Raw genomic sequence first — 15,087 nt, forward strand, 5'->3', positions numbered from 1 at the left:
CTTGGCTTTAGTATAACAAGATATTATTGATCGGTTCATATTACGAATTGAAGTAATGTTAATATAATGTTTTGAGAATGAAAAAAAATATGATATAATCAACCGTTGAATAGAACAATATAATGAAGGGAAGTTATTATGGAGCGATATGTAATCCAAGGAGGTACTCCTTTAAAAGGTGAAGTAAGCATTGCTGGTGCAAAGAATGCAGCTTTAGGTTTAATACCAGCTACAATCCTTTCAGAAGGCGTATGCAAATTAGAAAATATACCTAATATTAAAGATGTTAACCGGTTTATTAATATATTACGAAAATTAGGCGTTAAGACAACTCAAATAAATGAAAATACAATTACTTTTGACGCTCAAAATATTGAGCAGTATGAAATGCTAGACGATGAGACTCGTAAGATGAGAGCATCTTACTATCTGCTAGGAGCACTACTGGGAAGATTTAAAAAGGTTACCATTCCTTTTCCAGGAGGATGTGATATAGGTGTAAGACCTATTGACCAACACATAAAGGGTTTTGAGGCATTAGGTGTTAAAGTAGAAATAGAACACGGTGTTATTAATATGTCTGCAGAAAAGCTCATAGGAGCCCAAATTTACATGGATGTAGTTAGTGTAGGTGCTACAATTAATATTATGTTAGCAGCGGTTAAGGCTGAAGGCATGACGGTTATTGAAAATGCTGCTAGAGAACCGCATGTAGTAGATGTGGCAAACTTTTTAAATCTAATGGGTGCAAATATTAAAGGTGCAGGCACAGATATTATAAAAATCAATGGTGTAAAAGAATTAAGAGGTTGCGAGTATATGGTTATTCCAGATCAAATTGAAGCAGGTACATATATGGTGGCTGCTGTAGCAACAAAGGGAAATGTTTTGATTAAAAATGTCATACCAAAACATTTAGAGTCTATTTCCGCCAAATTAACAGAAATGGGTGCAGAAATCATTGAATACGACGATGCTATTCGAGTGATTGGAAAAGAAGATTTAAATTCCATTAATGTTAAGACTTTACCTTACCCTGGTTTTCCAACAGACTTACAACAGCCTATGGCAGTGCTCATGTGTTTAACCCAAGGTACAGGTACTATCACAGAAAGTATTTTTGAGAATCGATTTAAATATGTAGACGAGCTCCGAAGAATGGGCGCAGATGTTATTGTAGATGGACGAGTGGCAATCTTTAGTGGAGGCAAGAAATTAAGCGGTGCAACATTAAGAGCTACAGATTTAAGAGCTGGAGCTGCCATGGTCATCGCTGGACTGGTTGCGGATGGAGTAACAGAAGTTACAGAATTAAAACATATTGAAAGAGGCTACGAACACTTAGAAGGAAAGTTAAGAAGCCTAGGTGCAAAAATTAAAAAAGTAGTAGATTAGTTCTATAAGAGGTGGTAAAAAGCACTATATTCTTTTTAAAATAAGACATGTAGTGCTTTTTGGTATGTCCTCTAGCCCCAGCGACCACTGGTAGCTGGGGCTGTCTTTTTTAAGTTATTTTTAAGAAAATTACATTATTATATAATCATAAACTCTGATATGATTATATAAGTGAAAATAAAAAAAGGGAGAATTTGATGAGATTTTGTAGCTTATATAGTGGAAGTAGTGGCAATTGTTCATATTTAGAGGATGGAGATACAAAGATATTAATTGATGCTGGAGTAAGCGGAAAGCGAATAGAAGAGAATTTAAAAAAGATTCAAGTGAATCCACAGGAATTAAGTGGATTGTTTCTTTCTCATGATCACATTGATCATACAAAAGGAGCAGGGGTCCTATCTAGACGCTATAATATTCCTATTTACGCTAATAGTGGGACATGGGATGTAGCATCCACCTGTCTAGGGAAAATTAGGTCTGAAAACAGAGTGGTTTTTGCATCAGATGAAGAGCTTATTCTAAATGGATTATCAATACTACCTTTCTCGATAAGTCACGATGCTGGAGAGCCTGTCGGTTTTTCTATAACCAATGGTAAGAACAAAATTTCCATTGTGACGGATACTGGAGAGATCAACAGCAGTATACTGGAGCGTATTGTAAATTCTGATTTAGCTGTTATTGAATCAAATCATGATGTAGATATGCTTAAAGCAGGACCTTATCCATACCCTTTAAAAAGGCGTATACTAGGCGAAAAGGGACACTTATCAAATGAGGTAGCAGCGAGTGCTATTTTAGAATTAGTAGAAAAAGGCCTTAAAAAAGTGCTACTAGCTCATTTAAGTGAAGAAAATAATTTTCCTGAATTGGCATTTGAAACGACAAGCTCTCTTCTTACTAAAAATAAAATTAAAATACAAAAGGATGTAACTTTAGAGGTGGCATCACGATTTACTCCAAGCACAGTGTTTAGCTTTTAAGTTAAGGAGGAAAGAGTATGGAAGATGGAAACTATGGTAAAGTCAGTTTTTTAAAGATTTTAGCTGTAGGTTTAGTAGGCGCCTTAATTGGTGGACTTGTAATTGGAGTTATAGCAATCCAATATATAAATAATATAGACAATGAAATTGTGCAAAATAATTCTACAAATAGCGGTCTTGTAGAATCTCTTACCATTGAGGATGACCCTCCAACTACCGTTGAAGCTGTAGCAGAATTAGTTACGCCAGCAGTTGTGGGAATAACTACAGTTGAAATGACCCAGGATATCTTTATGAGACAATATGAAAGAGCTGGAGTAGGATCTGGATTTATTGTAACGGAGAATGGTTATATTGTTACCAATCAACATGTAGTAACAAACAATCCAAGCAAGATTACAGTGTCTTTAAAGGATGGTAGGTCTTTAGAGGCTTCCGTAGTGTGGTCCGATGAAAACTTAGATTTGGCGGTCATAAAAATAGATGCAAATAATCTACCTGTTGCCATATTAGGAGATTCAGATCATCTTTCTGTAGGTGAGATGGCTATCGCTATAGGAAATCCTTTAGGTTTAACTTTTGAACGAACAGTTACATCCGGTATTGTCAGTGGATTAAATAGAAGTATTGCCATCAGCCAAAGCAATATAGCAGAGGATTTGATTCAAACAGATGCTTCTATAAATAGCGGAAATAGCGGTGGTCCTCTATTAGACAATGAAGGAACGGTCATTGGAATCAATACAGCTAAAGTAGACAGCGGTGAAGGTATGGGTTTCGCTATACCAATAAATATTGTCAAACCAATAGTAGAACAAATCATCCAAAATGGAAAATTTACACCTACATTGCTTGGCATAAGCGGTACAGATAGAGAATTTGCTAAATATTATGTTGGCGATGAGGACTTTAAACTTGATGCAGGAATACTGATAATGGATGTTCAAAAGGGTTCCGGGGCGGATGTAGCAGGATTACAAAAGGGTGATATCATTACTCATATAGATGAGGTTAAGGTCAATACTATGTTAAAACTAAGGGAAGTTATCTACAATAAACTTCCAGGAGATACCGTTCAGGTTAAGTACACTAGAGGAGAAAAAACGTCTACTGCAACAGTAGGATTAATGGGGCAGGAGGAGATTTCAAGACTGTCAAATAGCATTAAAAACTAATAATCAGCGACTGGAGACGGTCGCGATTGTTTTTTAAAGGTTAGGTGGTTGGACAAGAAGAGCTATCAGTGGTAGCTCAAATATTTTTACTTACAACTTAGAACCAAAATTGCCGAAGACGCTTTTATGGAGGGATAATAATGAATATAAAAGATTTTGAATACAATCAGAAGATACAAGGCTATTATATGATTAAGAAAATAGAAGAGAGGACCTCTAAAAATGGAGGTAGCTATATTGATATAAATGTTGCCGATCAAAATAAAGATGAAGTTAATGGGAAGGTATGGAATACTCAAGGAATAGATTTAAACACATATAAATCTGGTATTTTAGTTAAAGTTCGAGGGCAAGTTCAAAAATTTAATAACAAGATGCAATTGCATATTGAAAAGATTAGATTAGTGGATCAATCGGATGATGTTAATTTTGAAGATTATATTGCAGCTGCTCCTGTATCTTCTAATCAAATGATTCGTGAGATTTATAGTTTTATCGATAAAATTACTCATCCTCAAATCAAAGAACTTACTTTGACCTTATTTAGAGATAAGGAGGACAAATTATCCTATTATCCAGCAGCCAAGACTCACCATCACAATATAAAAGGTGGGTTATTATATCATATTCGAACTATGCTAGATTTAGGTGAGAAGATTAGTTCTGCCTATGACTTTATCAATACAGACTTACTCTACGCTGGCATTGTATTACACGATCTTTCTAAAACAGAAGAGATGATAGCAGATGAGCTAGGTATTGTAGAAGATTATTCTACAGAGGGAAAGCTTCTAGGTCATATTATTCAGGGCATTACTGAAATAGATAGAGTTTGTAGAGAACTTTTCATAGATGACGAAATAAAAATGGTTCTTCAGCATATGATTTTATCTCATCATTATCATGCAGAGTATGGAAGCCCTAAAATGCCCCTGGTTCCAGAGGCAGAACTACTTCACTATATCGACTTAATCGATGCTAGAATGTATGGTATGAACAAAGCCTTATCTAATATAGAGGGTGGTACCTTCTCAGAGAAAAATTATTCATTGGAAGGGAGAAGTCTTTATAAGACGAGCTTTGATGAAAGGAACAATGGTTGAACCATCGTTGAGCGATAGTGAAATAATTGCTCCATTACTATTCAACGGATTATTCGAGAATAGTAAAAGTTTTCTTCTAAATATTGTCAGCTGAAGCTAGTCCGTTTTTCAATAAAATCTTGCGGCGCCTTCGGGTGAGTAGGTTTTCCTTTCCGTATTTTACATTATATTTTTTACCTAATAGAATTTTAATCGGAATTTTCTGAAAAATTCCTTGACATAGAATTTAGAAGGGATTAAAATAGAACTAATAATTTGATATAAGAATGCGATGACGAAGACAAAAGTACCATAAATTCAACTTTAGAGAGCTAATGTTTGGTGAAAATTAGCGTTGGGTAGGTATGCAATAGATCACTTCTGAGTACCTTGCTGAAAGTTAATGCGAGTAGGTTAAGGCGGTTTTTACCGATATATAAATAAGGGTTCAATCAGAAGATTTGACCTGAACAGAGTCAGTTTTATTTAACTGTAAACTAGGGTGGTACCACGATGTTATAAATGCCTCGTCCCTATGAGTATTAAGATGCTTATAGGAACGAGGCTTTTTTGTACAATGAGAAAGCTCACAAAAGATCTCTAGCAGTACCCCTGCGTCAAGGACACCCTTTTATAAATTATATATAGGATATATTCTATATATACTAAAACAAAATTTGGGAGGAATTATAAATGGCAAAAATGTACTATGAACAAGACTGTAATTTAGATTATCTTAAAGGAAAAAAGGTAGCAATTATTGGATACGGTAGCCAAGGACATGCACATGCTTTAAACTTAAAGGAAAGCGGCGTAGATGTTGTAGTTGGATTATACGAAGGTAGCAAATCAAAAGCAAAAGCAGAAGAAGTTGGATTAACAGTTAAAACTACTTTTGAAGCTGCAAAAGAAGCAGATATCATTATGATGTTAGTCAATGATGAAAAACAACCAATAATATACAATAACGATGTTTTACCTAATTTAACTGCTGGAAAATCTTTAATGTTTGCACATGGATTTAATATTCACTACAAGCAAATTGTACCACCAGCAGATGTAAATGTATTTATGATTGCACCAAAAGGACCAGGACATATTGTAAGAAGACAATATGAAGAAGGAAAAGGTGTTCCTTGCTTAATCGCAGTGTTCCAAGATGCAACAGGCGATGCTTTCAATCTTGGATTAGCTTATGCTGCAGGTGTTGGTGGCGCTAGAGCGGGTGTTCTAGAGACTACTTTTAGAGAAGAAACAGAAACAGATCTTTTTGGAGAGCAAGCTGTTCTTTGTGGTGGTGTAACAGAGCTTATGAAAGCTGGTTTTGAAACATTAGTAGAAGCTGGATATGAGCCAGAAAGCGCATATTTTGAATGTGTTCACGAAATGAAATTAATCGTCGACTTAATTGTAGAAGGCGGATTTGAAAAAATGAGATACTCTATCAGTGATACTGCAGAATATGGCGATTATGTAACAGGTAAAAGAATCATTGGTAAAGAATCTAGAGCAGAAATGAAGAAAGTATTAGAAGAAATTCAAAATGGAACATTTGCTAGAAATTGGTTACAAGAAAACACTGTAAACAGACCATATTTTAATGCTACAAGATCAATAGAAAAAGAACATCTAGTAGAAAAAGTAGGTAAAAAATTAAGATCTATGATGTCATGGTTGCAAAAATAATTAAACCAAAAGTTTAATTAGACTATGTTGAAGATGCTGAATGAGATATTATCTATTCAGCATCTTTTATAAAATAGGACTTTATTTCGCAAGGGTGTAATCCCCCACTTATCATTATTTTTTAAGATTTAGAAATGTAGTATGAATAGTTGTAAAGATGCAGTAGCGAATCGAATAAAAGATTTAGGGAGGTCAAATTATGGGAAAAAAGAGCGGATCTCAAATACTATTAGAATGTTTAAAAGGGCAAAATGTAGATACGATCTTTGGTTATCCAGGGGGAGCTGTAATACCCTTATTTGATGCATTATATGATGAGACAGATCATTTTAAAGTATACAGACCAGCTCATGAGCAAGGGGCAGCTCATGGAGCAGATGGATACGCTAGGGTAACAGGTAAAACAGGTGTTTGCATAGTTACTTCAGGACCAGGGGCTACGAACACCGTCACAGGAATTGCGACAGCCTATATGGATTCTATACCTATGGTGGTCATTACAGGTCAAGTTGCGAATTCTCTATTGGGAAGAGATTCTTTTCAGGAAATCGATATTACTGGAGTAACGATGCCGATTACAAAGCATAATATTCTCATTAAGACGGCTGAGGACATAGAAAAGGCAGTAAAAAAAGCCTTTGCTATCGCTAATTCTGATAGACCAGGACCGGTATTAATTGATATCCCAAAGGATGTGTTCACCACTGTAATAGATTTTGAACCTACAGATATTGAAGAAAAGGATTCTGTGTTTGCAGATACCATTAGTATTGAGGATGCTGAAAAGATAGCACATTTGATTAATTCTTCTAGTAAACCGATCATCTACGCTGGTGGAGGTGTAAAGACAGCAAATGCATCAAGCGAGATGGTTGAATTAGCAAAAAAAGCAGGAATACCTGTAGTAAATTCGCTAATGGGCTTATCTACCATTGATAGAACAGAACCTCTTTCTTTGGGGCTTGTAGGTATGCATGGCTTTAAAGAAGCTAATATCGCTGTGACAAAATGCGATTTATTTATTGCTATTGGAGCTCGATTTAGTGACCGAGTTATCGGAGATCCAAAAAAATTTGCTCAAAAAGCAAACATTATTCATTTAGATATTGATGAGACGGAAATTGACAAAAATATTGAAACGTATCTTTCATACATATGTGATGTCAAAAATTCTCTTAAAATGATAGTTGACAGTGTTGAAGAAAATAGTCGAAAAAATTGGCTGAATGAAATTCAACAAACTGAAGTTAAAAGCCACTACACATCTAAAGATTTTGTAGCAAAGAATATCATAGAAGCTATTAACGGAAAGTTTAATGAACAAGCAATTGTCGTTACAGATGTAGGTCAACATCAAATGTGGACAGCACAGTATTGGAAATTTAATCAAGATACTAAATTTGTTACTTCTGGAGGCTTGGGAACCATGGGCTTTGGTATAGGTGCTTCTGTAGGTGCTAAAATTGGTGCTCCAGAAAAACCTGTAATCCTATTTGTCGGAGATGGAGGATTTAGGATGACCTGCAATGAACTTCTGACGATTGCAAAGTTTAAATTACCTATTCTCATAGTTCTTATGAACAACAACACGCTTGGAATGGTAAGGCAATGGCAAAAGATGTTTAGCAAGAAAAGATATATGGAAACGGACAATACGGACGTAGTGGACTATATAAAATTAGCTGATGCTTATGGTATAGAAGGTATACAGGTAAATGATATGTTCGGTTTAAATGATTTTCTAAGTCATTTAAATTTAACGAAACCAGTTTTATTAGAATGTCGAATTAGTAAAGACGATAATGTTTTGCCAATCGTACCAGCAGGACAATCATTAGAGACGCTTATTTTAGAAGCCGATTAAGAGTTGTTTTTATAGAGTAAAAGGGGTGAAATAGATGCAGAAGATTCAAATATTTGATTCATCCTTACGGGATGGAGCCCAGGGGAGCGGTATATCCTATTCTCTTGATGATAAAATAAAAATAACAAAAGAGCTAGATCGACTAGGTATTGATTATATAGAAGCAGGAAACCCAGGATCTAATATTAAGGACCGTGAGTATTTTGACGCTATGAGGCAATATGAGCTAAAACATGCAACCTTAGTGGCATTTGGAAGTACTAGAAGAAAAAACATACGGGTAGAAGAGGATAAGAATGTCCACGACTTGTTATCCGCTGATACAAAAGCGATTAGTATTTTTGGAAAGAGCTGGGACTATCACGTAAAAAATGTTATTTGTACAAGTTTAGAAGAAAATATAAATATGATTTATGATACGATATCCTATTTGAAATACAAAGGGAAAGAAGTAATTTTCGATGCAGAACATTTTTTTGATGGATATAAGGCCAATCCAGAATACGCCCTTGAATCCTTAAAAGCTGCAGAAAGGGCAGGAGCAGACTATTTAGTATTGTGTGACACAAATGGGGGTTGTTTTCCTAACGAAATTTATTCCATCGTAAAAGATTTGGCAAGTATATTAAAAGTACCTATAGGCATTCACTGTCATAATGATAGTGGAGTTGCAGTAGCGAACTCCATTCTAGCTGTAAAAGGTGGAGCAAGTCACGTTCAAGGTACTTTCCTTGGAATAGGCGAAAGATGCGGAAATGCAAATCTATCCACTATTATTTCTAATTTGCAGATCAAATGGGGATATGAGTGTATTCATTCTGACAAGATAAGCCAATTGACTCCTGCAGCGAGATATATTGCCGAAGTTTCTAATATTCCATTAGATCATTCTATGCCTTATGTTGGAGCAAATGCTTTTGCACATAAGGGCGGTATGCATATAGATGGCATCATGAAGGCAAAAGGCTCCTTTGAACACGTAGAACCTGAAGTAGTAGGAAATACAAGGAGATTTCTCATGTCTGAAGTTTCAGGTAAGAATACAGTTATCAACCGAATTAATAAAGTAGATTCTTCTATAACAAAGAATTCTCCTGAAACGGCAGAAATTGTGGAATTATTAAAGAATTTAGAGGCAGATGGTTATCAGTTTGAAGGTGCAGAAGCTTCTTTTGAGTTAGTTATTAGAAAGCATCTAGGATTATACAAACCATTTTTTAAATTGGAATATTATAAGATTATTGAAGAGGCTACGGAATCCAATGGACACTGTACGGCATCTGCTATGGTAAAAGTTTCTGTTAACGACAAAACAGAAATGACAGCAGCAGAAGGAAATGGTCCCGTAAATGCGATTGATAAGGCTATTCGAAAAGTCCTAGGCTTATTTTACAGTAATCTTAAAGAATTTCATTTATCCGATTACAAGGTACGGGTTCTAGATGGAACCAATACTGGAGCAAAGGTTCGGGTATTAATTGAATCTACAGACGGAGAAGACTACTGGACTACTGTAGGAGTATCTACTAATATTATCGAAGCCAGTGTAAATGCTTTAGTAGATTCTATAGATTATAAATTAATTAAAGACCAAAAGATAAAATTAAAATAAATTATTTTTCACACAGGAGGTTGTCATCAATATGAATTATAAAATTGCCGTAATAAAAGGCGATGGAATTGGCCCAGAGGTTGTAGATTCTGCTGTTGAAGTTCTTCAATCGATTGGACAAAAATATAATCACACATTTGAATTTGAGGAAGTATTAGCAGGTGGTATTGCTTACGATACGTATGGAACTACATTGCCAGGAAAGACGTTAGAGGTAGCAAATAATAGCGATGCAGTGCTTTTAGGGGCTGTAGGTGGACCTAAATGGGATGACCTTCCTGGAGATCAAAGACCAGAAGCTGCCCTACTAGGTTTACGGAAGGGATTGGGTTTATATGCTAATTTACGACCTGCTATTCTTTTTGATTCCTTGGCAGATGCATGTCCACTAAGACCTGAAATTGTCGAAGGGGGATTAGATGTATTAGTTGTTCGAGAACTAACTGGTGGCCTTTATTTCGGCGAAAAAGGATATAAAGAAACGGAAGACATGGGAAAAGCAGCTTACGATGTGCTTATTTATTCAGAAAAAGAAATTGAGAGAATTACACGAGTTGCCTTTGACATGGCTCAAAAAAGAGGTAAAGTACTTACAAGTGTAGATAAGGCAAATATCTTAGAAAGCTCAAGACTTTGGAGAAAAACGGTTGAGAGAATTGCAAAAGAATATCCAGATGTAAGCTTAAATCACCTATACGTAGATAATGCAGCCATGCAATTAGTAAGAAATCCAAAGCAATTTGACGTTATCGTAACGGAAAATATGTTTGGCGATATTTTATCAGATGAAGCTAGTATGATAACAGGCTCTATTGGTATGTTACCATCTGCAAGTTTAGGCGAAAACAACAAGGGTATGTACGAACCAGTTCATGGATCAGCACCAGATATTGCAGGGCAAGGGAAAGCAAATCCAATCGCCACGATCATGTCTGTAGCGATGATGTTAAAGTACTCCTTTAACTTAAATGAAGAAGCAGAAAACATAGAAGCAGCTGTCAAAAAAGCATTAGACGATGGTCATCGAACATCCGACATCGTAGCAAAAGATGAAAAAGTTCTATCTACAAAAGAGATGACACAAATCATATTAGGAAATATATAAAAACTTCACGCTTCGGCGTGATTTTTTTATATGATTCGTTAGTTGGATGGGAGAATGAACAATTGTGTAACTACCGTTCAACTATTGCTAACCATCGAGCAACTACTGTTTATGCGAACATCTATTTTATTTAATTCTTTATTCTAAAAGATATAGTCTTCTCATATTAATAAATAAACAAGTTATGAGAGGGGTATAGACATGCAACAGAGAAAATTCATTTTTCTTGAAGCGATAGATTCAGGATATGCAATTCATTCCAAGAGTTTAAAGGGACATGTCCAATTAAATGAAAGCAAAGGTAAAACAATAGCTAAAGTATTTGTTGAGGGAATAAAACCTGAAGAATACGGAATAGATGTCATTGTAGAAGGGCAAAATGTAAAGAACATGGGCAAATTTAGTGGTCAAAATAAAGTAGATTACACTATTTCTCTAGAAGAAAGCTTAGAAAAGATTCAAGCTATTGCAATCTATCCTTTAAGAGATCGTAGAACCCTTGTCCTTATAGCCTATCTGGTTAAGAGAGATTCTATCAATATCAAAGAGATTCTTTATCTTAAAGGAAATCATAAAGTATCGAAAAAAAAGGATGTCTTTCAAGCTACTGAAGAGAAAGAAGAAGCTAAGGTGAAGGAGCCAGAAGTAGTTAAAGTTAAAGAGTCTATTGAAGTAGAAGAACTCAAAGAGCCTTTGGAGGCAAGAGCTACTGATGAGCCTAAAAAGGAAGAAAAAGATGAGGTCATTAATTCTGATTTACATTTTTCTGAAACTGCGGAAGAAAAGTCTATAATAGATAGAAATATTTTAAAAGAATCAATAGAAAAAAAATATGCAGACAAAATAAATGAATCTACCTTAAAATCTGAAATTCAAGGATCACATAAAACAGAAAATAAAGGGGGGATTTTTAACAATACTATTTTTTACCTGTGGGAGAATTTGGATAAGTTAGATACTATTCTTGAACTGGCAGATCCATTTAAGCAACCTATACAAAATCATAAATGGTGGTATGTTAGAGAATTTGATACAGATATTCAATATTACTGTATTTTGTATAATGGTTATTTAATGCCTATGATTTATCCATTTATGAATTATAAAAATATTCATGCTATTCCAAGAGATTGGATTTTTGGCGTGGTAACAGAAGATTCAGGGGATAAAAAGCTGCTAAAATACTTTGTCTATGGAATACCAGGAAGATTTTATATGCAAGAGCAACCTTTTAGAGGCAGTACAGGATATTTGTATTGGCAATCTGAAGATGTAGTAAAAAGCGAACCCATGGGCTATTGGCTACTCTATGTAGATGTACATACAGGAAAGATTGTCATCCCAAGAAGACCAGTAAAGCCACCACTGAGCAAGCAAATTATACATAATAATATGTAATAAGTAAACGCTAACCCTGTGACAAGAACTGTCACAGGGTTTTTTTGAAAAAGTTGGTTAGGTAGAAAGATTAAACTCACCTAAAAATGAGATTATATCTTATATCTAATAATTTTTTATAAAAAAAATTATTAATAAAAATTGGTAGCATATTTAGTCCTCGATTTTATCACAATAATACTATCAACTGAAAAGAAGGAGGACATAAATAATATGAACAAGAAATTTATAACTGTAGTAACAATCGTTTCTTTAGTAGCTTTATTAGGTGTTGGATGTACTACGAATACAGATGATGCTACAAAAAATAATACTACAAGAAACAATTCTTATGGTGAAGGTATGTATAATGTAGATGATTCTAATATTAATGGCAGACAGAGGGATTTTGTAAATCAGTATGACACTAATTCCAATTACGACGGGCTAGGTAATTCTAATGGTATAGATGAGATGGTGCGCAATAACGGAGCTAGTAATTATAATTACCGCACATATAATAATGGAAATACAAATAACAATGGAACAAACAACAACTATAGAAATTCTGCATTAGGCGATTCAAATTTAACAAATCGTATTGAAGAAATCTGTAATAGAAAAGATGAAGTTGACGATTCCACTGTTGTAATCAATGATGATACTTGTTACGTAGGTTTGGATTTAGATAAGGATCAGTTAAGTGAAAAAACAAAAGAAACCCTTTCCAACGAAATAAAAAGAGAAGATCCAAGCATTACTAAAGTGTACTTTACAAAAGATCGGGATAAAATAGAAGAATTTATTGATGATATAGGCAATACTATTAATGTAGATTGGAATAAATTAGAGAACGTATTTAGATAATTATTTAAACGCGAAGAATAAAATGCCTTCGCGTTTTTATTTAACTAGGAAATTTCTATTTTTATATGAAGTTAAATCTTTGGCCTATAAGATTTTATTCTAACACTGGTAACTGGTGCTAATCACTGATGGCTAAATTGTGGTCAGTACTTTCTTGTATTATACCTCTCTTATTATAGATGGATAATTATTAAAAAAGTAGTGCAGATTTATGCTAAAATAGATTAAAAGAGTATTTATAAAGTGTTTTATGGATATAATGTAAAAAAACTGCAAACAATAAATAGAATTTGTTATTGACATGGTTTACATGAATCTGTTATAATATTTTAATTTGACTTATTCAATTTGATGTGTTATAATTTTAAAATAGAGGTGATTGAATGAGCAAGAATATGACTATATCTGAAATTAAAGAAGGATTGTCATCGTATGTAGGTCACAGAGTAATGTTAAAAGCAAGCAAAAGTCGAAAAAGAGTTGTTATAAAAGAGGGAATAATAGAAGGAGCATATCCTAGTATATTTGTTATCGAAGTTGAGGAAGAAAACAAAAGTCCAAGGAAGATGTCATTTTGTTATTCAGACTTATTAACTCGTAATGTAGAATTAACATTATGTGATAGCGAACAGAATATAGTATATGGATAAAGATACGCAGAAACGGCTAAAGATTCATACGCACCAGCGAATGACCTTATCCATTCTAAAAGAGCTACCATTGGTGGCTCTTTTTATCTTTAAGTAAGCAACAAAACTCTTGCATTTCTCTTATAGTATATGTATAATTATAAGAAAATATGCAACAATATTCATATTTAGTAGGGGATTAAGCTTTATGTATGAATATTAATGTATATTATGCATTGATAGGGAGAGGATCAATATGGCGATAAATTTAAAAAATAGGGATTTACTAACATTGAGAGATTATTCTCAAGATGAAATAAATCATTTGTTAGATCTTGCATTAAGCCTTAAAAAGAAAAAGTTATTAGGTATACAAGATAAGAGATTATCGGGAAAAAATATCGTGCTGATTTTTGAGAAGGCATCTACAAGAACCCGTTGTTCTTTTGAGGTAGCAGCTTATGATGAAGGTGCGAATGTAACGTATCTGAGTAATAGTCAAATGGGAAAAAAAGAATCTCTTGAAGATACCGCTAGAGTATTGGGTCGCTTTTATGATGGCATTCAATTTAGGGGATTTAAACAAGAAACCGTTGAACAATTAAGCCAATACTCAGGAGTACCAGTATGGAATGGCTTGACAGATTTATATCATCCTACTCAAATATTAGCTGATTTTCTAACAATAAAGGAACAGGTCAATAAACCATTAAAAGACGTAAAAATTGTTTACATAGGTGATGCTCGAAATAATGTGGCAAATTCGCTGATGATTGGTGCAGCAAAGATGGGGATGAAGTTTGTAGAAGTAGCCCCTAAGGAATTGTATCCAGATGAAGCGCTACTAAAAGATATGAAAGAAGTAGCAACTAAAAGTGGGGGAACCATTGAAATAACCGACAATATAGAAGAAGGTATAAAGGATGCAGATGTCCTTTATACGGATGTTTGGATTTCTATGGGTGAAGAGAAAAAAGAAGAAGAGCGAATTAAATTACTACTTCCATATCAGATTACAATGGATACTATAAAGAAAACAGGAAATAAAGACGTGATTTTTTTACACTGCCTCCCTTCCTTCCATGACTTAAATACAGAGTTCGCACAGTATGTCTACGAAAAATACGATATCAAAGAAATGGAAGTAACAGATGAAGTCTTTAGAAGTCACTATTCAAAAGTATTTGACGAAGCAGAAAATCGCATGCACACAATTAAAGCAGTCATGGTAGCTACTCTTTGATTATCGCAAAGGCAACGATCCAAGCGGCTGTCCGCGTAACCATGGAAAACTTGCGAAGCGTATTTC

At 34.5% G+C, this 15,087-nt stretch carries 12 protein-coding genes and 1 other annotated feature; all 12 genes read left to right on the forward strand.

The window, feature by feature from the left end:
• Positions 1-138: 138 nt before the first annotated feature.
• The 12 genes from Q7P22_RS01295 to argF all read left to right on the forward strand — a co-directional run bounded on the left by Q7P22_RS01295 (position 139) and on the right by argF (position 15,021).
• The gene (locus Q7P22_RS01295) at positions 139-1,395 is read left to right on the forward strand and encodes a UDP-N-acetylglucosamine 1-carboxyvinyltransferase (protein WP_303859768.1); all 1,257 of its coding nucleotides are present in this window, start codon (positions 139-141) and stop codon (positions 1,393-1,395) included.
• A 197-nt stretch (positions 1,396-1,592) separates the two neighbouring features.
• On the forward strand, positions 1,593-2,381 hold the full coding sequence (locus Q7P22_RS01300; protein ID WP_369695468.1) for an MBL fold metallo-hydrolase: 789 nt from the start codon (positions 1,593-1,595) through the stop codon (positions 2,379-2,381).
• Between the two features lie 17 nt (positions 2,382-2,398).
• Complete coding sequence (locus Q7P22_RS01305) at positions 2,399-3,556, forward strand: S1C family serine protease (protein ID WP_303859772.1); 1,158 nt, start codon at positions 2,399-2,401, stop codon at positions 3,554-3,556.
• A gap of 140 nt (positions 3,557-3,696) precedes the next feature.
• On the forward strand, positions 3,697-4,659 hold the full coding sequence (locus Q7P22_RS01310) for a 3'-5' exoribonuclease YhaM family protein (RefSeq protein ID WP_303859775.1): 963 nt from the start codon (positions 3,697-3,699) through the stop codon (positions 4,657-4,659).
• Positions 4,660-4,921: 262 nt separating this feature from the next.
• Positions 4,922-5,176 (forward strand) — a binding site (T-box leader).
• Between the two features lie 155 nt (positions 5,177-5,331).
• Positions 5,332-6,324 (forward strand): ketol-acid reductoisomerase, encoded by a 993-nt coding sequence (gene ilvC / locus Q7P22_RS01315; protein WP_303859777.1) that lies wholly within the window; start codon positions 5,332-5,334, stop codon positions 6,322-6,324.
• A 199-nt stretch (positions 6,325-6,523) separates the two neighbouring features.
• Positions 6,524-8,188 carry a biosynthetic-type acetolactate synthase large subunit gene (gene ilvB / locus Q7P22_RS01320; RefSeq protein WP_303859779.1) on the forward strand — a complete coding sequence of 555 codons (1,665 nt, stop codon included), beginning with the start codon at positions 6,524-6,526 and terminating at the stop codon, positions 8,186-8,188.
• 34 nt (positions 8,189-8,222) lie between these two features.
• Entirely contained in the window at positions 8,223-9,800 is a 1,578-nt protein-coding gene (gene cimA / locus Q7P22_RS01325; protein WP_303859781.1) for a citramalate synthase, read from the forward strand.
• Between the two features lie 31 nt (positions 9,801-9,831).
• Positions 9,832-10,905, forward strand: a complete 1,074-nt coding sequence (gene leuB, locus Q7P22_RS01330) for a 3-isopropylmalate dehydrogenase (protein WP_303859783.1) — start codon at positions 9,832-9,834, stop codon at positions 10,903-10,905.
• Positions 10,906-11,106: 201 nt separating this feature from the next.
• Positions 11,107-12,303: a hypothetical protein gene (locus Q7P22_RS01335; RefSeq protein ID WP_303859785.1), complete on the forward strand. Its 1,197-nt coding sequence runs from the start codon at positions 11,107-11,109 to the stop codon at positions 12,301-12,303.
• 213 nt (positions 12,304-12,516) lie between these two features.
• Positions 12,517-13,149, forward strand: a complete 633-nt coding sequence (locus Q7P22_RS01340) for a YhcN/YlaJ family sporulation lipoprotein (RefSeq protein ID WP_303859786.1) — start codon at positions 12,517-12,519, stop codon at positions 13,147-13,149.
• A gap of 383 nt (positions 13,150-13,532) precedes the next feature.
• Positions 13,533-13,799, forward strand: coding sequence for a Veg family protein (locus tag Q7P22_RS01345; protein WP_113920989.1), 267 nt, complete (start codon positions 13,533-13,535; stop codon positions 13,797-13,799).
• 235 nt (positions 13,800-14,034) lie between these two features.
• The gene (argF, locus tag Q7P22_RS01350; protein ID WP_303859790.1) at positions 14,035-15,021 is read left to right on the forward strand and encodes an ornithine carbamoyltransferase; all 987 of its coding nucleotides are present in this window, start codon (positions 14,035-14,037) and stop codon (positions 15,019-15,021) included.
• Positions 15,022-15,087: the final 66 nt, after the last annotated feature.

Origin of the sequence: Alkalibaculum bacchi, from assembly GCF_937875145.1 — a bacterium.
Taxonomy (GTDB): Bacteria; Bacillota; Clostridia; order Eubacteriales; family Alkalibacteraceae; genus Alkalibaculum; species Alkalibaculum bacchi_A.